Annotated in this window: 25 protein-coding genes, 1 pseudogene and 1 riboswitch; of the genes and pseudogenes, 10 read left to right on the top strand and 16 right to left on the bottom strand. The window is 39.7% G+C overall.

What is annotated here, in order from left to right:
• Position 1: 1 nt before the first annotated feature.
• Positions 2-679 carry an SPFH domain-containing protein gene (locus CDZ88_RS03405; protein ID WP_100372199.1) on the bottom strand — a complete coding sequence of 226 codons (678 nt, stop codon included), beginning with the start codon at positions 677-679 and terminating at the stop codon, positions 2-4.
• A gap of 138 nt (positions 680-817) precedes the next feature.
• Here CDZ88_RS03405 and CDZ88_RS03400 point away from each other — a divergent pair, with 138 nt between their 5' ends.
• The 8 genes from CDZ88_RS03400 to CDZ88_RS03365 all read left to right on the top strand — a co-directional run bounded on the left by CDZ88_RS03400 (position 818) and on the right by CDZ88_RS03365 (position 7,511).
• Positions 818-1,456, top strand: a complete 639-nt coding sequence (locus CDZ88_RS03400; RefSeq protein ID WP_100372198.1) for a DUF4367 domain-containing protein — start codon at positions 818-820, stop codon at positions 1,454-1,456.
• Positions 1,457-1,648: 192 nt separating this feature from the next.
• Positions 1,649-2,188: a CDP-diacylglycerol--serine O-phosphatidyltransferase gene (gene pssA, locus CDZ88_RS03395; RefSeq protein ID WP_100372197.1), complete on the top strand. Its 540-nt coding sequence runs from the start codon at positions 1,649-1,651 to the stop codon at positions 2,186-2,188.
• A 296-nt stretch (positions 2,189-2,484) separates the two neighbouring features.
• A complete protein-coding gene (locus tag CDZ88_RS03390) occupies positions 2,485-2,757 on the top strand; it encodes an HU family DNA-binding protein (RefSeq protein ID WP_100372196.1) in 273 nt (90 codons plus the stop codon).
• A 137-nt stretch (positions 2,758-2,894) separates the two neighbouring features.
• A riboswitch (TPP riboswitch) is annotated at positions 2,895-2,996 on the top strand.
• A 127-nt stretch (positions 2,997-3,123) separates the two neighbouring features.
• Positions 3,124-4,410 carry an acetylornithine deacetylase gene (locus CDZ88_RS03385; protein WP_100372195.1) on the top strand — a complete coding sequence of 429 codons (1,287 nt, stop codon included), beginning with the start codon at positions 3,124-3,126 and terminating at the stop codon, positions 4,408-4,410.
• A gap of 13 nt (positions 4,411-4,423) precedes the next feature.
• The gene (gene tenA, locus CDZ88_RS03380) at positions 4,424-5,101 is read left to right on the top strand and encodes a thiaminase II (RefSeq protein WP_100372194.1); all 678 of its coding nucleotides are present in this window, start codon (positions 4,424-4,426) and stop codon (positions 5,099-5,101) included.
• Positions 5,070-5,816 carry an ABC transporter ATP-binding protein gene (locus CDZ88_RS03375; RefSeq protein WP_232718541.1) on the top strand — a complete coding sequence of 249 codons (747 nt, stop codon included), beginning with the start codon at positions 5,070-5,072 and terminating at the stop codon, positions 5,814-5,816. The genes tenA and CDZ88_RS03375 overlap by 32 nt, the downstream gene beginning before the upstream one ends.
• The gene (locus CDZ88_RS03370) at positions 5,813-6,571 is read left to right on the top strand and encodes an ABC transporter permease (RefSeq protein WP_100372192.1); all 759 of its coding nucleotides are present in this window, start codon (positions 5,813-5,815) and stop codon (positions 6,569-6,571) included. The genes CDZ88_RS03375 and CDZ88_RS03370 overlap by 4 nt, the downstream gene beginning before the upstream one ends.
• Positions 6,558-7,511: an ABC transporter substrate-binding protein gene (locus tag CDZ88_RS03365; RefSeq protein ID WP_100372191.1), complete on the top strand. Its 954-nt coding sequence runs from the start codon at positions 6,558-6,560 to the stop codon at positions 7,509-7,511. The genes CDZ88_RS03370 and CDZ88_RS03365 overlap by 14 nt, the downstream gene beginning before the upstream one ends.
• Positions 7,512-7,606: 95 nt before the next feature.
• On the opposite strand, the gene CDZ88_RS03360 is transcribed toward CDZ88_RS03365, so the two are convergent.
• The 4 genes and pseudogenes from CDZ88_RS03360 to CDZ88_RS03350 form a co-directional block, all read right to left on the bottom strand.
• On the bottom strand, positions 7,607-8,413 hold the full coding sequence (locus tag CDZ88_RS03360) for an STAS domain-containing protein (protein WP_232718700.1): 807 nt from the start codon (positions 8,411-8,413) through the stop codon (positions 7,607-7,609).
• Between the two features lie 173 nt (positions 8,414-8,586).
• A pseudogene (locus tag CDZ88_RS17965) lies at positions 8,587-8,736 on the bottom strand (enoyl-CoA hydratase); the annotation flags it as partial.
• 33 nt (positions 8,737-8,769) lie between these two features.
• On the bottom strand, positions 8,770-9,600 hold the full coding sequence (locus CDZ88_RS03355; RefSeq protein WP_100372189.1) for an aldo/keto reductase: 831 nt from the start codon (positions 9,598-9,600) through the stop codon (positions 8,770-8,772).
• A gap of 92 nt (positions 9,601-9,692) precedes the next feature.
• Positions 9,693-10,166 carry an RDD family protein gene (locus CDZ88_RS03350; RefSeq protein WP_100372188.1) on the bottom strand — a complete coding sequence of 158 codons (474 nt, stop codon included), beginning with the start codon at positions 10,164-10,166 and terminating at the stop codon, positions 9,693-9,695.
• Between the two features lie 198 nt (positions 10,167-10,364).
• Here CDZ88_RS03350 and CDZ88_RS03345 point away from each other — a divergent pair, with 198 nt between their 5' ends.
• Positions 10,365-11,297, top strand: coding sequence for a manganese-dependent inorganic pyrophosphatase (locus CDZ88_RS03345; protein ID WP_100372187.1), 933 nt, complete (start codon positions 10,365-10,367; stop codon positions 11,295-11,297).
• 56 nt (positions 11,298-11,353) lie between these two features.
• Here the strand turns inward: CDZ88_RS03345 and CDZ88_RS03340 are convergent, their stop codons facing one another.
• From CDZ88_RS03340 to CDZ88_RS03325, 4 genes are all read right to left on the bottom strand, one after another.
• Positions 11,354-12,247, bottom strand: a complete 894-nt coding sequence (locus CDZ88_RS03340; RefSeq protein ID WP_332849229.1) for a phosphate/phosphite/phosphonate ABC transporter substrate-binding protein — start codon at positions 12,245-12,247, stop codon at positions 11,354-11,356.
• Between the two features lie 89 nt (positions 12,248-12,336).
• A complete protein-coding gene (locus tag CDZ88_RS17875) occupies positions 12,337-12,552 on the bottom strand; it encodes a WYL domain-containing protein (protein ID WP_100372185.1) in 216 nt (71 codons plus the stop codon).
• A gap of 142 nt (positions 12,553-12,694) precedes the next feature.
• The gene (gene crcB, locus CDZ88_RS03330; protein ID WP_100372184.1) at positions 12,695-13,078 is read right to left on the bottom strand and encodes a fluoride efflux transporter CrcB; all 384 of its coding nucleotides are present in this window, start codon (positions 13,076-13,078) and stop codon (positions 12,695-12,697) included.
• Positions 13,075-13,479, bottom strand: coding sequence for a fluoride efflux transporter FluC (locus CDZ88_RS03325; RefSeq protein ID WP_100374584.1), 405 nt, complete (start codon positions 13,477-13,479; stop codon positions 13,075-13,077). Before CDZ88_RS03325 ends, crcB begins: the two co-directional genes overlap by 4 nt.
• Positions 13,480-13,771: 292 nt before the next feature.
• On the opposite strand from CDZ88_RS03325, the gene mgtE reads away from it, so the two are divergent.
• Entirely contained in the window at positions 13,772-15,139 is a 1,368-nt protein-coding gene (mgtE, locus tag CDZ88_RS03320) for a magnesium transporter (RefSeq protein WP_100372183.1), read from the top strand.
• A 272-nt stretch (positions 15,140-15,411) separates the two neighbouring features.
• Here mgtE and CDZ88_RS03315 read toward each other — a convergent pair whose 3' ends face one another.
• From CDZ88_RS03315 to CDZ88_RS03285, 7 genes are all read right to left on the bottom strand, one after another.
• Positions 15,412-15,786 (bottom strand): ANTAR domain-containing protein, encoded by a 375-nt coding sequence (locus CDZ88_RS03315; protein WP_157796457.1) that lies wholly within the window; start codon positions 15,784-15,786, stop codon positions 15,412-15,414.
• Between the two features lie 111 nt (positions 15,787-15,897).
• A complete protein-coding gene (locus CDZ88_RS03310; protein ID WP_100372181.1) occupies positions 15,898-16,215 on the bottom strand; it encodes an STAS domain-containing protein in 318 nt (105 codons plus the stop codon).
• Between the two features lie 19 nt (positions 16,216-16,234).
• Positions 16,235-18,331 carry a FapA family protein gene (locus CDZ88_RS03305; RefSeq protein ID WP_100372180.1) on the bottom strand — a complete coding sequence of 699 codons (2,097 nt, stop codon included), beginning with the start codon at positions 18,329-18,331 and terminating at the stop codon, positions 16,235-16,237.
• Positions 18,332-18,343: 12 nt separating this feature from the next.
• The gene (locus CDZ88_RS03300; protein WP_100372179.1) at positions 18,344-19,192 is read right to left on the bottom strand and encodes a PP2C family protein-serine/threonine phosphatase; all 849 of its coding nucleotides are present in this window, start codon (positions 19,190-19,192) and stop codon (positions 18,344-18,346) included.
• A complete protein-coding gene (locus tag CDZ88_RS03295; RefSeq protein ID WP_100372178.1) occupies positions 19,192-19,512 on the bottom strand; it encodes an STAS domain-containing protein in 321 nt (106 codons plus the stop codon). Before CDZ88_RS03295 ends, CDZ88_RS03300 begins: the two co-directional genes overlap by 1 nt.
• 29 nt (positions 19,513-19,541) lie before the next feature.
• A complete protein-coding gene (locus CDZ88_RS03290) occupies positions 19,542-21,167 on the bottom strand; it encodes a HAMP domain-containing protein (protein WP_100372177.1) in 1,626 nt (541 codons plus the stop codon).
• A gap of 38 nt (positions 21,168-21,205) precedes the next feature.
• Complete coding sequence (locus CDZ88_RS03285) at positions 21,206-22,048, bottom strand: ATP-binding protein (protein WP_157796456.1); 843 nt, start codon at positions 22,046-22,048, stop codon at positions 21,206-21,208.
• Positions 22,049-22,080: the final 32 nt, after the last annotated feature.

Genomic DNA, 22,080 nt, shown 5'->3' with positions numbered 1-22,080 from the left:
ATCAAAGTCGCTCAACCTCTAAGAACTCCACGAAGTAATCTGGATATTCACTTTTGATTTCCAATTCAGCTTCTTTTACCAAGTTACGAACCTTCTCTTCATCTAGCTCTTTAACTGGGTACTCAGCTATTAAATCCTTTAAGATCGACCTAAATTTAGGGGCTATGATTCTCTCTAAATAATGGTTGATTGAAAACGTACGATATTCTAAATCTTCTTTATCTGCCTGTTTAAAATACTCTTTACCTAGTTCGACTACCTCTTCCACACTGCGTTGTTCCAAATGCTGCGTGACCTCAACTCGTATTCGATCTGCATATCTTGTAAAAAATACATAGTCTGCCTCATGTGGATAAGGCTCGTCACTCCAAATTCGAACCATGTTTTGATCTGTTGTAATCATCTGCTTATTTTCATAAGGTGGATATAATTTATTCCAATCACCTGAAACATAATGAGTATCTGAATACGTATAGTGAGTAGAAAAAACCATGCTTTGAAGGAAGATCCATGTACTAATTGTTAAGATCCCACTTACCCACGTCATCTCTTTTTCAGAGAGTTCTAGTCTTGCTAGTTTGTCTACTTGAATTAGTAAAACATAAACCACATATAAAAGAGCAATTAATGAGATAGGATTCAGAAATGCAGCAATCCAGTTAGGCACGATAATCGTCATATTCTCCCTCCTCTCTCTACATATCCTAACATTAATTCCCTATAATGGACTTGATCTTTTTCCAGTTTTTGAGTTGTCTGTTTACATAATCTAATCATCATTTGGAATTTATGGTATCTTGTAGTTAGGGGGGATTTCATGTCAGCTTTAAAAAAAATGCCGTTGATCTTGTTCTTTTTCGGTTTTATGTATGGCTTGCTTCAACTAACTAGCCTGTTATTAGCTAGTTGGCTTCATTCCTTACAAACTGGCATGATGCTTTTAATCTTTGCCTTTTTGTTTTTAGTGATCATGTATGTCTCATGGTTCGCAGCATTGAGGGTAGACGAGATGATCTATAATGAACGATATAAATATGCTTTGGCCCTGCCATTAATTGTGGTATGTCTTTTCCATTTACTCAACACGAACCAGCCTCCAGACATTGAATATACCAACTACGCTACGATCACAGAAGCTACCGAAGATCTCCCATTTGAACCGAAACAGCCTGCTTCAATGCCATCAGGATTTGCCTATAATTTTGTTACAGTCTATAAGCAAAACGATAGCACAACGTTGCTTCTTCCTTACAAAAATGAGGAAAATGAAACCATTAATCTTCATATCAACTATGTGAAATCAACTTTTAGTAAAGGAGATACAGAACGAATCGTAAATAGCGAGCACGAGTCATGGATTCAAGTTAGTTGGTCGGATCAGGGCCTAACCTACAACCTCTCAAGCGAAACGGTTAGTGAGGAACAATTACTAAAAATAGCACAGTCCATCAATTAGCACACCTCAACCATCAAGCGCGCCCATTTACACTATGAATAGGTAAAAAATCCTAAAATATAACAAAATTAGTGCTCGTTTATCGACTTGATTCCCTATTAAAAGCCAACTGTATGTGGTATGATATTGTTTTATAAAGGACGTTAGTAAGATGAGCACTTGTCTCTTTGCTGGCGTTAAGGAGTGAAATGAATGTTCCTATTAGAACATCTTGATCAAACGGTCAAAAAAGCAAAAAGCCAAATTGCCAATATCTTAACTCTTATAAATCTTGGCCTCGGTGCATTGTCGATTGTTTTTGTCTTACAAAATGAATTACGCATGGCATTGCTTCTTATTACGATTGCAGCTGTATGTGATCGTCTAGACGGTGCTGCAGCCAGACGTTTTAACGCAACATCTGAATTCGGAAAGCAACTGGACTCATTAAGTGATATTGTTTCTTTTGGTGTCGCACCTGCGATTTTAATTCATCAAGCAATCTTACATGAATTTGGTTCTGTTGGAGCGATTTTTGCAATACTATTTATTCTTTGTGGCGCAATTCGATTGGCTCGCTTTAATGTCACAGAAAGCAACCGCTATTTTGTTGGATTACCCATTACGGCAGCGGGTTGTATTTTAACCTTCTCTACCTTGCTCGTCCCATTTCTTGAACCATACAGCTTTATGTTCATCACGATCATCTTAGCTTTAATGATGGTGAGCACATTCACCGTACGAAAAATGTAACATGTCTTACCCCTTGTCTAAGCTCAATGCTTAGGCTTTTTTCTTTCTGTTTTGTTCAAAACATCTCAGAAACTACCAAAACTTGTTGTCGAATTGTCAAAAAAAGTGGAAAAAATGTCTTGTATTGCCCTAATTTACCCCGAAAGTCTTGACACCACTAGGGTTTCATGAGTAAATTTGAATGGCAGGTTATTTTAGCTTGTTGGGAAAGCTATTAAATCCAATCGAATAAACGACGTGAAGTTACGTACTTCTTCTTCGTTTTTCAAAACAAGGTATGAAAGGGAGTTTTTTTCATGAACAAAACAGATCTAATTAACGCAGTATCGGAGCAAGCAGACCTTTCTAAGAAAGATGCTTCTAAAGCAGTAGACGCTGTATTTGACAGCATCACGAGTGCACTTGTTGAAGGTGGTAAAGTTCAGCTAGTTGGTTTTGGTAGTTTCGAAGTACGTGAGCGTTCTGCACGTAAAGGCCGCAACCCTCAAACTGGTCAAGAAATTGAAATCCCAGCTACAAAGAACCCAGCTTTCAAGCCAGGTAAGCAATTAAAAGACGCTGTAAACTAAGAATAGTCAAATAAAAGCGAGGAGACAAGCTCTCTTCGCTTTTTTGCGTTTTCAGGCTTTTATCATGTTTGTGTTGTCAGACATTTCAAAGTATGATATTTTGAAGATAGTTTCAGATTAAACTAAAAATTATATCGTTTGACCACTAGGGGTGCATATTTGCTGAGAGAGGCGCAGAGCCTTAACCCTATCTACCTGATCTAGATAATACTAGCGGAGGGAAGTGGTGAATGCGTCGCATGAAGCAGACAACCTATTATTCTAATGATTGAATCGTTGTCTACCTTATCCATATGCCGTCCTTTCAACCACTTCTTTTTACAGAAGTGGTTTTTTGTTGTTAAACGATTGAGAGGAGGAGTAAGAATGTCTAAACTAGACGACCTTTTACAAGAAGTAGAGAGCCGCGAGAGCGAACTATTAACGTTGCTCGATCATTTGGTTCAATTTCAAACTGAAAGCCCTCCTGCGCGAAATGCAAGCGAGGCACAGACCTTTGTTGCTCAGTACTTAAAAGACGCTGGATTTGAAGTCGATGAATGGGAAGTTTATGAGAATGACCCGAATGTTGTTGCTACAAAAGCAGGAACAAACAGTGAGCATCATCAAAGCCTGCTCTTAAACGGGCATATTGACGTCGCCTCTGTATCTAAAGAAGAAAACTGGACCTATCCCCCATTTACGATGACGGTCGCTAAGAGGACCGTTTATGGGCGAGGTGTGGCGGATATGAAAGGTGGATTAGCGGCGTGCTTGTTTGCTGCAAAATTGTTAGATGAAGCTGGAATCGATTTAAAAGGAGACCTCATGCTTCAATCGGTCATCGGAGAAGAAGTTGGGGAAGCCGGAACAAAAGAGTGCACCGAACGTGGCTATACGGCAGACTTTGCGATTGTTGCTGATACAAGCAACTGTGAGATCCACGGTCAGGGCGGCGTCATTACGGGATGGATCACAGTAAAAAGTCCAAAAACCTTTCATGATGGCATGCGCCGAAATATGATTCATGCCGGTGGCGGTTTAACAGGAGCCAGCGCCATTGAAAAAATGATGCCCATGATTCGAGGCTTACAAGAACTTGAACGACATTGGGCCGTGACCAAATCTTACCCTGGCTTTCCTCCAGGTATGAACACGATTAATCCTGCAGTCATTGAAGGCGGGAGACATGCCGCATTTGTAGCGGATGAATGTGCGCTTTGGATTACAGTTCACTACTATCCAAACGAAACGTATCAGCAAGTGACAAAAGAGATTGAAGAACATCTTCTCGCTGTAGCCAAAGCCGATCCTTGGTTAAGAGATCATCCGCCAAGTTTTCGCTGGGGCGGCACCTCAATGATTGAAGATCGTGGAGAAATCTTCCCCGCTCTTTTAATTGATGAAAAATGGGACGGAATACAAACACTTAAAAAAGCTCATCAACAAACCTTCCACTCCCCCGCATCTGTTGGTTATTCACAAACCGTCACAGACGGCGGCTGGTTAGCTGAAGCGAATATTCCAACCGTTATTTACGGACCAGGTGAGCTCGTCCATGCTCATGCTGTGAATGAACAACTATCGATTGATCAATTGATTGACTATACGAAAACATTACTCACGTTCATCTATGATTGGTGCAATCGTGAGAAACTCTCACCTAAATCCTAAGGAGGACAATCTAATGTCATTTTCTAACAGACTACATACAAAAGCTCAATCGATTTGGGAAGCAAGCCACAACCATCCCTTTGTTCAAGGAATCGGACATGGTGACCTAGACCTCGAGAAATTCAAATTTTTTATGAAACAGGATTATGTGTATTTAATTGATTACGCGAGGCTCTTTGCCCTAGCAAGTATGAAAGCGACAACCCTCACCCATATGTCTTATTTTGCAAAAATGCTAGATGCGACCTTAAACATTGAGATGGACTTGCATCGCCAATACGCCGAAAGACTCGGGATTTCAGCCGAAGAACTAGAAGCGACACAACCTGCTCCGATGGCTCTCGCTTACAGCAGCTACATGTTAAGCATCTCTGAACGCGGGTCGCTTATCGACCTTGTGACAGCGATCCTTCCGTGTGCGTGGAGTTATTATGAAATCGGGAAAAAGTTGGCGGAGATTCCTGGGGCGATGGATCATGAATTGTACGGAGAATGGGTTCAGATGTATCAATCCGATGAGTTTGGTGATATTGCCCATTGGTTAATTGATGTACTCGATCAACTAGCTACCGGTCTACCAGAAGCTGAGTTGTCTCGCCTAGAAGACATCTTCTTAACGACAAGTCGCTTTGAGTATATGTTCTGGGAGATGTCTAATAATGAGGAGACTTGGCCAAGCGATGTCCGCTAATCTCTTAACAATCAATGACCTCCACTTCACATATGAAAAACAGATCAATCCAACGATAAAAGGGGTCACGATCGATGTGAAGCGCGGTGAATTTCTCTGCCTGCTTGCGCCTAGTGGGGCAGGGAAAAGCACCATTTTCCGCCTACTAACAGGGCTCGAACACCCTCAATCTGGTAGTATTACCATTCACCAAAGTAAGGAGATTCAAATGGGCTACATGCCTCAGAAGGATCTCCTCCTTGAATGGCGGACGATGATTGATAACGTGATTCTACCTCTTGAATTAAATGGCATGAACAAAAAACAAGCACGGCTACACGCCCAAACTCACATGAATGAATTTGGTTTAGGTGGGACAGACAACAAGTACCCCTATGAGCTCTCAGGCGGCATGCGACAGCGCGCTTCCTTTTTACGAGCTGTGGTTAACGGCTGTGACCTATTATTGCTAGATGAGCCGTTTAGCGCCCTTGATGCCATTACGAGAAAACGCATGCAAGATTGGCTCAAAGAAATGTGTAAAAAGCTTTCGCTTACAACCATCTTAGTGACACATGATCTTGATGAAGCAACAAAACTTGGGACTAGAATTCTTCTATTTAACGAAGCTCCTCTCAGCAAGTATCAAGAGTTTCGTCCCACAGCCAATTTGAGCGAGCAGGCAGAACTCAAGCAACAGATGCTAGATCAGCTATCAGCGGAGGGCTCGTCATGAACATTAAACATTCGATCGCCCCGTTCCTCCTCTTACTGACTGTGCTGGTCATGTGGGAAGTAAGTGCCTATGTTGTCGGAAAGTCTTATCTGTTTCCAGGGCCAGTGGCAATTATCGAAAAAATGATTGCCCTGCATGCCACTCTTTTCTACGAGCATCTCCCTGCAACACTATCGATTGTTGGACTGGGTCTTTTGCTATCGATGATTCTCGGTGTGAGTGTTGCTGTGCTCATGCATCAATTTAAACCGATCGAAAAAGCACTCTACCCTCTTCTCGTCGTGTCACAAACGATTCCAATTATCGCGCTTGCCCCTATCTTCGTTCTATGGTTTGGTTATTCGATTTGGAGTAAAGTCGTCGTTACGGTATTAATTACGTTTTTCCCGATTACCGTGAACACATTTGACGGGTTACGTTCGACCCCGAAAGAACTGAGAGAGCTGTTTTTGACAATGAAAGCTAGCCGTTTCGCGATGTTTATGAAATTGTACGTGCCTTCTGCGTTGCCATCCTTTTTATCAGGGATGAAAGTGGCGATTCCATTAAGTGTCGTCGGTGCTGCGATTGGAGAATGGCTCGGTGCCCAAGCAGGGCTTGGCTATTTTAGTCGACGGATGATGACACAATTTGATGGGCCTGGTGTGTTTGCGCCGATTGTGTGGCTGTCATTCATCGGCATTGTTGGCTTCTTACTTGTAAAAGGACTTGAAAATTATTTATTACGCTGGAGGAATGAACATGAACGTAAGTAAATGCCTTTCTATTATTGCAGTATTCATTTTACTGACGGCTTGCGGCAATGCCGAAAACACTAGCACAGAAAGTACGGAAGACTTGAAGAAAATTGATATCATGCTAGATTGGTACCCTAATGCCGTTCATACTTTTTTATATGTAGCCATTGAAGAGGGATATTTTGAAGAAGAGGGTCTTGATGTCAACATCATCTTCCCAGCCAATCCAACTGACCCCATTAATCTTACAGCTGCAGGAGAACTAGATTTCGCCCTTAGTTATCAACCCGATATTATAACGGCACAAGAGGCTGGCTTACCGGTTCACGCAGTCGCGCCGATTGTTAGAAGTCCACTCAATCATGTCATGTTCTTAGCAGATAAGGCCTACAAAAGCCCTCGTGACCTCGAAGGAAAAACGATCGGCTACCCTGGGATTCCGTTAAACGAACAGATCTTAAAAACAATGGTGGAGCATGATGGTGGTGACTTCACGAACGTCAACATGATTGATATTGGCTTTGAACTCGGTCCGGCTATTATGACCGAACGGACCGATGCGATTATCGGGGCGTATATTAATCATGAATATCCGGTATTAAAGCATGAAGGGTATGACATTTCATATTTTAACCCAACTGATTATGGAGTTCCTTCTTATTATGAGCTTGTCTTAATCACAAATGACACGCTTCATGAAGAAGACCCTGAGATAATTGACTCCTTTTTCCGTGCCGCTACTAAAGGGTATGAAACGATGAAAAATGATCCAGATGAAAGCCTCGCTCTCTTATTAGCGAACCAAGAAGAGGCGAATTTCCCTCTAATTGAGTCAGTTGAAAAAGAAAGTCTACTCATCTTGCTTGAAAAAATGGAAACAACTAATGAAGAATTCGGGGAACAGAGTGAAGAACACTGGAAGAAAATCAAATCTTGGTTAGAGGATAGCAAAAATTAACTTTCCTTATTCAAATACTTTCCACCCTAGTCCTGACAAGAAAAAGGGACGTCTATTGGAATGAATCACATTCCTTAGACGTCCCTTTTATCTGTTTAGTTGATACTGTTTAGAGCTACTTGTACCGTCAGATAAGATTTAACTTTTATCATACTAACACCCGTACTAACAGCAATTCTAGCTGTTTCAGGATGCATGCCTGTTAAAATAATATTAATGCCCATTAGCTGAAGCATATTCACAATTTCATGTAAGTAACTTGCATTATCGTTGTTAATCGACCGTACCCCTGAAAAATCAGCTATCACACAAGTTACTTCTTTTTGCGCAATATCTGGGATCACTTGTTCCATAATGAAAGCGGAAAGATACTGATCAACTTCCCCCACGATAGGAAGAATGACGATCCCATCTTGGACAGGAACAAGCGGTGCTGATAGTTTAGCTAATTCTTTTTTTGTTTTTACCTTAAACTCATCAGTTAAGCGTTCAAATCCGATAACCGTTTCATTTAAACTCAAATCTAATAACTGATTCATTCGTTTTAGAAGAAACGCATGTTCATCTAAAGAAAGACCGTACTCCTTGCTTATTCTAAGAAAAACATCTGCAAAAGCTGCGCGTGTTAGCGGGAAACCGGCAATAATTTCTGACACTCTCGCTTCAGGCGTCACTTGTTGTCTTGCTATTGACTTGCTCCATTCAATCAGAAAGTCAGGGTTCGATTCTTTCTCATGATCAATCGACTCTCCAAAGTATTTAATGAACTCTAAATATATTTGGACCCCTTGGTCTTTTTCGCTATCAGTAATTGGTCCATCTATTTGGTGAAGAATATTTTCAAGAATTTCATTAGCAAGTGATTCAGCATTTGAAATTAAGTGCTCAGACACATTAAGCATAGGGTTCACTTTCACTCACCTTTTCTCTATTTTTTATTATAATATCAAAAAATATTATAGTAATCTAGTTAAAATGAAAGGAAAATACTAACTTACTGAAAATCCCATCCTCTGTATCACTCTAAACAAACCGTCCTCCACGTACCGATTTTCTACTGTTCCGACCTTATGATCCCATAACTCGTCCCGATTGAAGCAGTGAGAAGTCCTTGTACGATTAAGCATCCTTGCTCATCTTCCTCGACTTGATGTCGGCCCTGGTCCTCAGACACCTCACCAAACTGAAGCTCCGCTGTTAGAACATCTCCTATTATAAAAAACACCCACAAATAAGTAGTGGGTGCGGAATGTTTGAATTAAAAGTCGAAGTTATCTGGGTCTGGGCCGCAACGCTCGTCTTTATTTAAAGCATTGATTCGGTCCATTTCCTCTGTCGATAGTTCAAAGTCAAAGATGTCAGCATTCGCGATGATTCGGTGTTCTTTGATTGATTTAGGAATAGTCACAACGTTTGTTTGAAGATCCCAACGTAAAATAATTTGCGCGGGTGATTTTCGATAAGTATCTGCAATGTCCTTAATCGTCTCATCTTCAAGAAGCTCACCTTGCTTAAGTGGTGACCATGCCTCAAGCTGAATCCCAGCTTTCTCACAATATTCACGAAGTTCAACCTGTGTCAAATGTGGGTGGTATTCAACTTGGTTAACCATCGGCTTAATTTCAGCTTCTTTTAGAAGTTCTTCTAAGTGATGAATATGGAAGTTACTTACTCCAATTGCTCGCACTTTTCCATCTTTATAAAGTTTCTCAAGCGCCTTCCATGTCTCAACAAACTTTCCTGCCACAGGCCAGTGGATTAAATACAAGTCTAAATACTCTAATTCAAGTCGCTCTAAACTCGCTTCAAACGCTTGAAGTGTCGTCTCATAGCCTTGGTCTGCGTTCCAGACTTTTGATGTAATAAATAACTGATCGCGCGGGACATCAGATTGTTTAATTCCCTTCCCTACGCCTTCTTCATTTTTGTAAATGGCTGCAGTATCAATGCTACGATAGCCATTGTTGATTGCCACACGCACAGAATCTGCTGCCTCATCTCCATCTTTCACCTTGAACACACCAAGACCAAACCACGGCATCTCAACACCATTATGTAAAGTCGTACAATCTTTTAAGCTTGTCAGCATTTGCCCATCCTCCTCATTATAAATAATACTCTTTCATTTTCCTACAATTCCGACAATAAATAAACAGATTTGCTTGAGTTTGGAGAATTTTATTACTTTACTAGATAGGTCTTCGTAATTTTCTCGTAAAGAGGGCGCTCTTTTTTAAAAAATGTTACGAGTACAAATGGAAATAAGAGATATTTCAATGTCTCTCTACCTAGCAACCTCCATGCGGAAGGCTTTTCTGCTTCTTCGTTGTAGACATGTAGATCAACAATCATCATTCCGAATGAACGTCTCGCTCGAATAACATAGAGAATATGCGTCATAACAAACACAGCTGCTAATACCAACCAATTGATCACTAGCAAATGAAATTCATGAGCATAGAGATAGCGCGTGAATCCTTCAACATCTGTATGAGGTGATTCTGATCTGACCATCAGCCAGGAAGTCGTTGCGGCCGAGGCAATGACCATCACTAACCCTAAAAACAAAAAATCATAAAATGCCGCCAACAATCGGTACCAACCACTCGCCAGTTCATCCTTGTTTAACAATCGCTCTTTCCAGTCAATCCCCATCCTTGACTCCCCCTCGTTAACTACAATAATAACATAATTTTCTGAATTTAACGCACGCAACTTGGTCCTACTTTAGAGTCTCTTCAATGGTTTCATCTTTCGATCACGCCTACGATGATTGAAGATTGTAGGTCTTTCATGTAAAATGAATCAGAAAGAAATCGCACATAAAAAATACATATAATGAGGTGTCTTTAGATGACGAAAGAAAAAGTACTCGTTTTCGGTCACAAAAATCCAGATACAGATACAATTTGTTCCGCGCTTGTGTATGCTGACTTAAAAAACAAACTAGGCATGAATGTTGAAGCGGTTCGTTTAGGAGTAGTGGGCCCTGAAACAGCCTTCGCCCTAGATTACTTCAAAGCAGAGGCTCCACGTCTTGTTCAAACGGTTGCAAAAGAAGTTCAGGAAGTAGCATTAGTCGATCATAATGAATTCCAACAAAGTGTCGATGACATCGAGCAAGTGAAAATCATCGAAGTTGTTGACCATCACCGTGTTGCGAACTTTCATACGAAAGAGCCCTTAAATTTCAGAGTGGAGCCTGTTGGTTGTACAACAACGATCCTTCGTAAAATGTACATTGAAAACGATATCGAGATTTCTAAGCAAATGGCTGGACTGATGCTGTCTGCGATCATTTCTGATTCTTTATTGTTCAAATCACCTACGTGCACAGAACAAGATGTAAAAGCGGCGAAAGCTCTTGCTGAATTGGCAGATGTGAATCTTGAAGAATACGGCCTTGATATGCTAAAAGCAGGTACGAAGCTCGAAGACCGTACGGCACAGCAGATCATTTCAATTGATAGCAAAGAGTTTCCTATAGGGGACAAGCTAATTGAAGTGGCGCAAGTTAACACTGTCGATGTGAATGAAGTTCTTGCTCGCAAAGAAGAAATCGCAGCAGAAATTCATTCTACAATTACAGCTAAGGATCTCGAAGTGTTTGTATTAGTTATTACAAACATCCTTGAGGGCGATTCAACGATTCTTACATTCGGTGCTGGCATTAGCCAAGTCGAAGAAGCATTCAACGTCACTTTAGATGAGCATACAGCCCTACTAAAAGGTGTAGTATCACGAAAGAAACAAGTGATTCCAGCTCTGACAAAAGTGATGGCATAATGAAAAAGAAAGACCAAAGCGGTGGGCTTTGGTCTTTCTTCATGTGAATGTATTAATTAATCTATACTAATCGACTCTCTAAATCTGTCATATGTTTCACGAACGATATCATAGTCAGCATCTTCAGCTTCACGAATACCATCCCAACGGTAAATGTCGTTCATGATTTGAATGATGTCTTCATTTTCATTAAAGGATAAAAAGGCCGCTTTAATATCCGCCTTCATTTCAGCATCAAGACCTGGAATAACTGTAATGGTGTCGTTAGGAATTTCTCCTGTATACTCGATTACTTTTAATTCATCCATAACATCTGGATAATCATTTAAAAGAACTGTACGAGCATCTTCAAACGTCGTAGCCACATCAATCTCTTCTTCATACAACGTGATTAACGCTCCATCATTACTACCTGTTTGGATGGCATCTCCGAAAAAGGCTTCAACGTCATCTACATTATAGTTCTCAGCAAGATGCGCTGCCGGGAATAAATATCCCGCTGGAGATGAAACATCAGCAAACCCCCATAATTTACCTTCTAAATCTTCAATGGTTTCAATTCCACTATCCTCACGAACCACAAACTGAGCTCGGTAGGAATCACTACCATTTCTTTCAGACTTTAAAATCACTTCAAAATCATATCTTTCTTCTCCGAGCACATACCCAAATGCAGGCAAAAATCCTATATGAACATTTCCACTACCCATGGCTTCTACTAAACCTGAATAATCGACCATAACTTGCCCACGGACTGGCATACCTAAAACATTAGATAACTCCTCCGCTAAAGGCTCAATAGTATCGGCAATTTTATCTGATTCGGACGATGGAACAAACCCCATCACAATCTCTTCCACTTCATCAGGTGTATCTTCAGAGGAACAAGCAGTTAGTACCAATCCTCCAATTACCAAGCATGCAATCAACCATTTCTTCAAATCCTTCACCCCATTCATAAAATTAACACTGTAACATCGTACGTTGAATGGGTCATTCAATCAATGAATTTCATGTAAATAATTTGTTAAGTTCACTATTAATACATCTCCCTTTTTCTAGTAAACTGAGCAGAAAGGATGTTCACAAGCTTAAACATTCTTCGCTGACCTCGCGTATGACAATAGCATGTAACATGTCGATCGTTGACATTGATTACCGTAATAATTCTCTGTGTCAGCTCCCCTTTTTCTGATAAGTAAATGATCTGTACATTTTCTTTATTCTCAATGGCCCTTTGCAGAAGTCCTTTCATCTTGACACCTCACTGTGATTTGGTTTTATTATACACAAACATACATTCGTTTTTCAACAACAAAAAGAATGTATGTTCGTATTTTATGCAAGAAAGAATAAAAAAATACCTAAGGAGCCATAGTCCCATACAGAACCGCTTCTTAGGTAAATAACCAAAATCCTAGTAGAAAGGAAAGAATGGACCCTCCAATACTTAATCCAACGTACAAGACTAACTTCCCCCACGCTTTTCTCTGTATCAACTGTACCGACTCTACACTAAAGGTGGAAAATGTTGTGAACGCTCCAAAAAAGCCAATCCCAACAGATAAAAATAACGGATCTTCATACGCCCCAAGTGGCACTTCTTGAAAATACCCACCCATAAAAGAACCAAGTCCAAATGATCCGAGTAAGTTTACGATTAGCATAGCGACAGGGATTGGTGGTTTGGGAAACCGTTTCATTATATAGATTCCTACTAGGTATCTTGTTATCGCCCCGATAGAGCCACCAATCATTAGAAGGAATAAATGACCACTCATGAATTCACCCCTCCCACTCTCTTCTCTTTTCGTCGTTTTGCTAACCTTGTAGCCATTACAAAGCCTAGCAGCGCAAACAGTATGCCACCAAATAACGATGTCATGACATAGATCATCGATTCGCTAGGATGCACGTTATACAATAAAACCGAATCAGCAGCAAGTGTTGACATCGTAGTAAACCCACCACAAAGGCCTACGCCAAGCCCCGTTTTGATCCATTCTTTCGGAACAAAAACAACAAACCACGCAGTTAAAAACCCTAACAAAAAGCTCCCTCCGATATTTTCTAGAACCGTTCCAAGAGGATAACCTACTTCTAGTGTAAAAACATTGAGTAAGTAGCGAAAGAATGTGCCAATCGCCGACCCAAGCCCAATCGCGATCATATTTTTCGTCATGTCATTCAAAAAAATAACTCCTTTCAGGCCTTTTCATCTATGTACTTCATACGTATTTCAAATAAGCCTTCATTTCCTTATTTAGGACATATTACAACGCAAAAAACAAGCCAAGTGAAACAATTTATTTACTTTTTGCACAACATAGTATATTGTCATCTAGCACCTACATTCTAGAAATAGGTTTATTTTACACTTGATTAAGGGAAATTTAGATTTACATGGTAGAGAGTTCACGTGCTAGAGCCTTCCCGTCGCACAACTAACTCACTTACAAAGGGAGGTCAAACATATGATGAAATTAAACAAACAAACTAGAGAAGAACACGCAAAAGCTATACTCGATTACATCCTCACAAAAGACATCGATCGATTTCGTGAGTTATTTTTAGACTTACACCCTCAAGATCGTGCTGATATGTATTTAACACTGTCCAAACAAGACCGTAAATTTATCTACAACGTGTTAACACCTGAAGAACTGGCGGATATGTTTGATGAATTAAATATTATCGAACAAAAGAAATTAATTAATGAAATTGATAAAGAGACTTCAGCACTCATGTTAAATGAGATGTATGCTGATGACGCAGCGGACTTTTTAGCAGAAATTGAAGACAAGAAAGCTCAAGAGATTTTAACAGCAATGGACCAAAAAGAAGCAAATGAAGTCAAGGAACTAATGTCATACCCTAAAGAAACAGCTGGGGGAATTATGACAAAGGAATTTATTAAACTTCAAGCCAATTCAACGGTAGCAGAAGTAATTGAACTTCTTCGCGCCGAAGGTCCTGATGCTGAGACGATCTACTACTTATATGTTGCAGATGAGGAAGATAAGCTAGCTGGCGTCGTCTCCTTACGTGACTTGATCATCGCCCCAACAACAGATACAGTCGCGAATGTAATGAGCAGTCGTGTTGTCTCCGTTAACGTTCATGATGACCAAGAAGACGTAGCCAAGCTGATCAAAAAATATGACTTTTTAGCTGCACCTGTTGTCACCAATGATGGCGTACTCCTTGGGATTGTTACCGTTGATGATATTATTGATGTGTTAGAAGAAGAAACTGACGAAGATTTCGGGGAGATCTCCGCAACTCGAGGTTCGATCGACTCTAACATCTCTGCTGTCCAAGCAGCAAAAAAACGCGCACCATGGATCATTATGCTCATGTTCCTCGGACTGATTACAGCAGAAGTCATCGGACAATTTGAAGAAACGCTTGAAGCGGTCATTTTACTTGCTGTGTTTATGCCATTATTAATGGATTCAGCTGGAAACACAGGAACGCAAGCATTAGCCGTTATTGTTCGTGGACTAGCTCTTGGTTCGGTTGATAAGTCGTCTATAGGAAAGATTCTGAAGCGAGAATTCGGAACCGGTGTCTTGCTCGGGTTGCTATGTGCACTAACCATAATAATTATTATTCCTATTTTTTACGGAAGTGTCGTTTTAGCTGCAATCGTCGCAGTTTCCTTATTCCTGACATTAAGTATTGCTACAATGGTTGGTGCAACCATCCCACTTCTAATCAATAAATTAAACATTGATCCAGCCGTTGCCTCAGGACCATTTATTACAACTATTAATGATATTATAGGGTTATTAATCTACTTCTCAATTGCCACTTCCCTCTTGCAATACCTACCACAATAAAAGAAAGGCCTATGCGCTTATGCACATAGGCCTTTAATCCTTGTTTGAAAATAAAACTTTTTACCTAAATATGTTTCTCGTTGATGCTTTTTGGGTATATAAAAGATAGCTAACACTAATCAATCATTTAAGGAGTTATGACGATGCTATCACGTACCGAACAATTTATTTTTAAGAATGAAATCAGAAAATTATCTGAAGATTATATGCGTTGTGCCAATGATGAATTAAAAAACATCATAAAAAATGAAATAATCGACCTTTCTTTCACATTAACTAATGCAATTCTGAATGGCCGCTAACTTAAACTCTACTACACTCATCATTGCTTCTATATTAATAGGCTTGGCGATCAAAGTAGAAATCCCTAGTTCGAACAATCGCACTCGCATCTCATAGTTATCTTCCATCATCACACCGATTAAATTCGGTCTAAAGGGAAAGAACGCTTCTTCAACCATCAAGTGACTTAATTTCTCGAATTGAAACACATGATCCATTTCAAAAATAATAAGATCAGGCTGAATAGATTGAATAAACTCCTCAACATGATTATGATCGTCAACCACATAGACATTAGTATATCCTTTACTTAGTAAAATTCCTTGAAATAAAAGATTTAACGACCTATAATTTTGATATATCAAAATAACTTCTTCCCTCAAATCACTCACACACCTTTTAAAACACGGCCAATCGATTCCTTAATCGTATAACTGCAAATCTTTCATGTGTTCGACAAAGCCTTGTTTCGTTATTTATCCGTTAGCAAAAATCTCTCGGCCAACTATGTCAGGTACTTGCAACAATTCTAAAATATCCATGACCTCTTTTCTTACCTCTGAAATAAGAAAATGGATCTTTAATTCATTTAATGTTTGGATGCTGTTGATTAATATTCCAATTCCTGAAGAATCAATAAAAGGCACCTCTTTTAAGTTTAAAACGACAGAACGCTCAGCAACCATTATAGGAAGCAACTCTTCTTCAAATAACTCTGTGCTCTCAATATCTAAATCCCCTACAATCTTAATTTTGATCCTATCATCTTCTCGATTAATTTCATAACGAGTCACTTGATTCCCTCCATCAACTTTAATGCAATACCAATCTATGTTTCTCATCAAGTCTCGCTCGTATATGTCGCGTCGTTTCGCTGAATGTATATACCGCATGTCCTACTTTAATAACAGTACCATCCATGGCTTTGTGAATTTTTATCATTTGATCACTTGGGACAGCAATGGTTGTTTTTGTACCCTTGTCTGAACCGACTTCATGTATAATGACCCCTACCTTACCAAATACATGACCGCCCCGAACGATTCCATCAATGGCTACTCGTCCTCCTGCATACACTGTTGAATGAACACTTCCCTCTCCATTAATCGTTATATCGCCGCTTGAATACAGCTCGCTATTTACAACACTCGGGATCTGTATGTAAGCTTCGGGCTCGACCTCTGTCTGGCTAAAGTCATGCAGATCACACATTTCACTGACGAGTTCTTTAATTGAGTCCATAGTAATTGATTCTGTTGAAAGGGTTAGAAAATGCTGGCTCAGCTTACGTGAAACATCCTTCCAACGTGGATCATCTAAAAACTCTGACGCTTTTTTTACCGTACGATTATATTCATTTAGCAACGAAGGTAGATCATTGAATTTTTTTTCTAACAATATAATGATTAAGGGTCTGAGCCCTTTTTTAGCAATATCTGTTTTCTTAAAGGCAGGCGCATTCGTCAATTGTTCAATTAATGTTAGCATTTTTTGTAGTTGAGCTAAGATTATAGCGACTTTACTCCCTAACTCTGCTATAAAAATATTACTCTTTCCAGCAGATACGATAGAGGAGACAACATGCCCATTTGAAGTAATCGACCCGGTTGCCGTTACATTCGCGTGATTGATCTCTTTATGCACAAAAACATCACCAGAGGTCTTGACACTCATCCCCTCCTCCACTTGCCCTGTCACTTCGACATCTCCTTTAAAATGGATATTACCAGAACTTAAATTGACATCTCCCTTATGCGTTAACTTTGACAGAACGGATACGCGGACTAATAACCCTCTTGTTTCAATTTTTGGACGGCCATTTTTTAAGGAGATCACATTCTGTTCTAGTTTTTCGAGTCCTGGAGCTAGCTGCAACGTAATTGCCTTTGTTTGTTTAGCAGGAAGTGGTTCGTTCCTTACTGTGCGTCCAGGAAGACCAGGGACTGGAGGGTGGATCACTCCAATTGATTGACCTTCCTTAATAGTCGGTATGACGGTCGATTCACGGTAATCGACACTGCCATCCTCTTTTAGTTTCATACCTGTCTCAGACTTCATAAGGACCTTCGCCTCAAACCAACCGTCTTTTCCAAGACTAGCTTCCGTTCCAGTCGCTATTTCAAAGTCACCTGCCTCGGTGGCTTCTGTTGCTTTAATGATTTCACTATGATTAAATCCGTACAACACACGATATGTTTCTAATTCCTTCATAATATCTTCATAGGTCATCGAGTTATGTGGAACTCGTTGTTCTTCCATGATTATTTTAATATGTTCTCCTGGAGCTACATCCTTTATCTTACGAATGATTCGGTAACCTGGCTTTACGTGGATCGTCGCCTTAAAACAATTGGCATCTAACGTGACTTTCCAATTCGTTTTTACTTCATCATTTTCAACAGCAAGCTTATATTCATCTTTCTCTGAGACAATCAATGTATGAAGTCCAACAAGTTGTTGGTTTTTGAATAATTTGATTCCCTTTTGCACAGTTACGAGCGGATAATGAGTCTCTGATGATTGGCAAGAAAGAACTCCATCCTTCACCCAAGCCATACCAATTAATGTTTCTTTTGTCATTGATTTCACACCACGTACCCTCTCCTCTTCTGCTAATCCATGGGAGGGCGATTGTCGATCAGTGATACCATCTATGTTAATAGACGAAACAAACTGTTCCATTAATTCAAACTCATCTAACACATTCTCTTTTGTCACTGACTTTAGGTCGTTTGCTTCAATTTTCGTTAACTTGACGACCGCATCTTTTGTGCCAATTTTCAAAAAGCCTTTCTTATCGTGTTGCATAATTTCGATATTCACTTCTTTTAAGCTTGTCTGTAAGATATTCAATCCTAGTGTGATCGCTTCATCAATGTCCTTCCCCTTAGAAACAATGCTTTGTGTCATAGTCAACCCCACCTATACATGGATTACTGGAGAATTGAGGCTTGTAATCTTAGATTCTTCATATGTCAGCTTCAAGACAACCATCGTAATATCATCTTTTTGAGCCGCGCCTTCTGTAAAGAATTCAATCGATGAAAGGACATTCTTCTCAATCTCTCCGACCCCATTGTTGTAATGCTCTTGCAACACATTCATTAGCCGTATAAGTTGAAATTGCTCTCCTTGATTATTTTGCGCTTCGATGATCCCATCTGTGTAAAAGAATACGGTGTCATTTGATTGAAGACGTATTGATTTTTGTTCATAGGTTTGATTCTTTAATCCTCCAACCATAATGCCTGACACTTTTGGCAGCCCGTTAACTTCACCTGCTTCGCCATTAATAAAAAGCGGCATATTATGACCAGCATTAGCGTACGTTAATTGATTAGATACAGGATCCCAATCGGCACAAAATAATGTCACAAATGATTTTAATGTGCGTAAATCGTTATAAAGCGCTTGATTCATAGAGGCTAGAGTTTCACCTGGGCTTGAATTACTTTCTGCGGCTGTACGGAAAGCTCCTCGTGTCAGAATCATTAGCATCGCTGCCGGTATTCCTTTCCCCATCACATCTCCAATTACTATGCGAATCTTCCCGTTCATTAAGGGGTAAAAATCATAATAATCGCCACCAATTAATCGAGCCGGAAGCGATGAACCGATTACTTCGCCTTTTTCCATTTTAGGGATCGGAGCATTGAGTAGTTTCGATTGAATATTTTTCGCTAAATTGATTTCTCGTTGTAATGTTTTTTCTAAGCTGCTCCCATCATTCAATCGCGTATCCTTTGGATGTGTAAATTCACTGTAATACATTACTCTCCCCCTCCCACAACTGACTCTAATACTTTATAAACCCCAACCATTTCAAGAATTTCATCTATCATGTCATTCATCCCTCTAAGTTTAAGAGTGAATGACATGGAATCCGCTAGAAAAATAGCGTTCATAATTGATCCAACGCCTGTTGAATCCATAAACTCCACCCCTGAAAAATCTATTACAACCTCTTCGATATCTTGATGAATGTCATTAATGATGGCATCAAGTGTTCCCGTTGTTGATATATCCATTACACCAAGAAGATGAAGTGTTAAGCTGCTCCCAACTTCTTCTCTATTGATTAAAAGATTCATCTTACACCCCTCTCTACTTTGCTACATGGTTAGTTATCACTCACTTTAAAGAATCTTATCTTTTCGTTTAGCTCTAATGCTAAATGATCGATACGTGTTAAAGCTTCGTTTAATTCTTCGAGTGTATCGTAAAACATAAATGATAGCTCTGTCGTTTGAAACGAATGATCTTTAGTCACTTGATGCAATGACATCACGTTTTGCTTCACATCAATCAATAACATCTTCATCTCTTCGTTTGAAACAACATCCGTTGAGTTGCCTACCTCATCTAAATTAGATCGATCGACAACATCAATCAATTTTTCTAGGTGTTCTAACATCATTGAACTATCGAATAAAAGTTCTTTTGATTCAGACATCATTACGGTTGATGTCTCTTCCATCGTTTTCACTGACCCGTAAACTTGCTTGGCCAATAAACTGGCTACAATGACTAATGAATGAGACTTATCTTGCAATTCCTTCAGTAATAAATTTAACTGTTCTGTCATCTGATTTGTTTGCTCAGCTAAAATATCTAACTCATTTTGTTCATCGAGAATTAAGGTTGTCGTTAAATCTCCACTGGCCACCTGATTAATATGTTTCACGATTTGATCAAGTGGTTTTAACTGTCTTCTAACTACAAAGTGAAACAACACGAACAAGATAATGCCTGAGCCTAAGCATGTCACGATAAATAACGAAACAAACTGATCTCTTATTTCTTTTTGACGTTCAACATTCATTGAGATCGTCATCACACGTTGTTCGGCAAGTGGTAGATATACCTTCTTAAAAGGCACTCCTGCCTCTGTGAACTCGATACTCTGTTGTTGATTCGTCTGCAGAGTTTCTAGAAAGAGGGTTTCGTCTTCTTCATGTTCTATCGAATGGCTACCATACAAAATAGGAAGATCTGTCGCAGGTTCGACAATATCATTCTCATCGCCCTTAAGCCATGCTTCAACATTGACTACAGCGACTTCTGAAATATTTGTATTCGCCTCAAGTATCTTCTCGATCATCTGCGTAGGCCCTGACTCGAAGGTCTGTTTGTAAATTTCCTCATCTGAGATAAAGGCATTGATCATAAAATCTGTCGTTCCATCAAAGTAATAGGCAAATTTATAATAGATGTGATCAAATTTCTCTGCCCGTGATACCGGACCTACCCAAAATTGATCAAAGCTTTGTCCTTCTTCTATGGTTACTTCTTCCAAAGACATTAATTGATCAAAAGCAGTAAACCAATACCCCCAATCTCTCGAACTCATTTCTAGTTGAGTCTCATCTGATGAGTTGGCAATGACAATGTCGTCTTCTACACGTATCCACAGAGAAATCTCATCGACATCCCAACTATTTGCTAGAAGACTTAACTCTTCTGCTGAAATCTCTTCTATTTCATTTCCTCGCAAATCTCTCGTTATTCCTTTTGCTGAGGAATATAACTTTTCTTCAATCATCCGCTCGATTGTCTCAGCTGAATGTTGAGTCGACTCCATTGCATGCTTAACAATCGTCGTCGCCGTATAAATCTGCTCCCTTTGTTCATCATCAATTCTGTCTGTTAAAAATGAATATCCAATTATTAATAGAATTAGAGCTAATGCGGTAAGAAAAAGACCCACCTTCACGAGTAATTGAAACATTATTGTCTTTCTTCTCATAGACGTTCCTCCGACTAAGATACTTCCCTACCAACTTTCTATAAATCAAACATAAGAACAATCGTTGAACCAGTGGGCGATGTATGGAGTAGCACTTCTTTGGTCATACGCATCATTAATGAAAACCCTTGCCCTAATGATTTTTTAGTGGAATACCCTGCCAGAAGTGTTTTTTTAGGTAAACTTTCTAACGGAAATCCTGGACCCGAATCCTCAACAATCACATACATTTTCTTACTTTCTTCGTTTAGAAAGACAGCCACATTGCCTCTTTCCGCGTGTTTGATCACATTAGTCATCGCTTCTGAGAGCACTAACAAAATGTTCATCATCTTGGAAGACTGGACCATCCTCTGTTCAAGTAAATTTTTCACTTCATTTCTATGGTTAGGGATATCCGAACGCTTCTTAATTTCGCCTGAAAAAATCTGCTCATGGCCTTGGGGCACTTGTACTTCTTCTGCAGAGCACAACAACAACTTTCCTTGAGTTGCGGCATAGATGACGTCACGATAAATTTTCCATCTTGCTTCACTTGTCGTTAAGATGAATTTCTTTCTCGTCTGATCCTTTTGGCTAGCAAACAAATCCGCTCGGTTTTTTTTGTAGGCCTTATACATCGCCTCTCTCATCTCTTCAATCACATCACTCGATTGAATGGAACGCGGAATGTCACAACCTTCATTGGCCCACTGCAACATTTGCTCACTCCAGTACATAATAGTCGAGTCATTCGAACGATAATACAAGCTTATTTGATGAGCTAAATATTCCCGTTTCAGTTCGTCCTCTAGTTCTCGGTACGTTAAATGACGAGTTCGGTCACCCTTCATAGTTCGACTGTTGCGACGAATGAATAATTTATTTATAAACTGTCTCACTAAAAGGTTCTCCTCCCTTATGTTCATTCCAC

The sequence above is a fragment of the Bacillus sp. FJAT-45037 genome (assembly GCF_002797325.1).
Classification (GTDB): domain Bacteria; phylum Bacillota; class Bacilli; order Bacillales; family Bacillaceae_D; genus Alkalihalophilus.
This window is presented reverse-complemented; position numbering and strand designations above follow the sequence as displayed.

Bases quoted from the DNA above. Each gene is read 5' to 3' on its own strand.
- CDZ88_RS03405 (WP_100372199.1), bottom strand. From the start codon at position 679: ATGACGATTATCGTGCCTAACTGGATTGCTGCATTTCTGAATCCTATC.
- CDZ88_RS03400 (WP_100372198.1), top strand. From the start codon at position 818: ATGTCAGCTTTAAAAAAAATGCCGTTGATCTTGTTCTTTTTCGGTTTT.
- pssA (WP_100372197.1), top strand. From the start codon at position 1,649: ATGTTCCTATTAGAACATCTTGATCAAACGGTCAAAAAAGCAAAAAGC.
- CDZ88_RS03390 (WP_100372196.1), top strand. From the start codon at position 2,485: ATGAACAAAACAGATCTAATTAACGCAGTATCGGAGCAAGCAGACCTT.
- CDZ88_RS03385 (WP_100372195.1), top strand. From the start codon at position 3,124: ATGTCTAAACTAGACGACCTTTTACAAGAAGTAGAGAGCCGCGAGAGC.
- tenA (WP_100372194.1), top strand. From the start codon at position 4,424: ATGTCATTTTCTAACAGACTACATACAAAAGCTCAATCGATTTGGGAA.
- CDZ88_RS03375 (WP_232718541.1), top strand. From the start codon at position 5,070: ATGAGGAGACTTGGCCAAGCGATGTCCGCTAATCTCTTAACAATCAAT.
- CDZ88_RS03370 (WP_100372192.1), top strand. From the start codon at position 5,813: ATGAACATTAAACATTCGATCGCCCCGTTCCTCCTCTTACTGACTGTG.
- CDZ88_RS03365 (WP_100372191.1), top strand. From the start codon at position 6,558: ATGAACGTAAGTAAATGCCTTTCTATTATTGCAGTATTCATTTTACTG.
- CDZ88_RS03360 (WP_232718700.1), bottom strand. From the start codon at position 8,413: ATGCTTAATGTGTCTGAGCACTTAATTTCAAATGCTGAATCACTTGCT.
- CDZ88_RS03355 (WP_100372189.1), bottom strand. From the start codon at position 9,600: ATGCTGACAAGCTTAAAAGATTGTACGACTTTACATAATGGTGTTGAG.
- CDZ88_RS03350 (WP_100372188.1), bottom strand. From the start codon at position 10,166: ATGGGGATTGACTGGAAAGAGCGATTGTTAAACAAGGATGAACTGGCG.
- CDZ88_RS03345 (WP_100372187.1), top strand. From the start codon at position 10,365: ATGACGAAAGAAAAAGTACTCGTTTTCGGTCACAAAAATCCAGATACA.
- CDZ88_RS17875 (WP_100372185.1), bottom strand. From the start codon at position 12,552: ATGAAAGGACTTCTGCAAAGGGCCATTGAGAATAAAGAAAATGTACAG.
- crcB (WP_100372184.1), bottom strand. From the start codon at position 13,078: ATGAGTGGTCATTTATTCCTTCTAATGATTGGTGGCTCTATCGGGGCG.
- CDZ88_RS03325 (WP_100374584.1), bottom strand. From the start codon at position 13,479: ATGACGAAAAATATGATCGCGATTGGGCTTGGGTCGGCGATTGGCACA.
- mgtE (WP_100372183.1), top strand. From the start codon at position 13,772: ATGATGAAATTAAACAAACAAACTAGAGAAGAACACGCAAAAGCTATA.
- CDZ88_RS03305 (WP_100372180.1), bottom strand. From the start codon at position 18,331: ATGACACAAAGCATTGTTTCTAAGGGGAAGGACATTGATGAAGCGATC.
- CDZ88_RS03300 (WP_100372179.1), bottom strand. From the start codon at position 19,192: ATGTATTACAGTGAATTTACACATCCAAAGGATACGCGATTGAATGAT.
- CDZ88_RS03295 (WP_100372178.1), bottom strand. From the start codon at position 19,512: ATGAATCTTTTAATCAATAGAGAAGAAGTTGGGAGCAGCTTAACACTT.
- CDZ88_RS03290 (WP_100372177.1), bottom strand. From the start codon at position 21,167: ATGAGAAGAAAGACAATAATGTTTCAATTACTCGTGAAGGTGGGTCTT.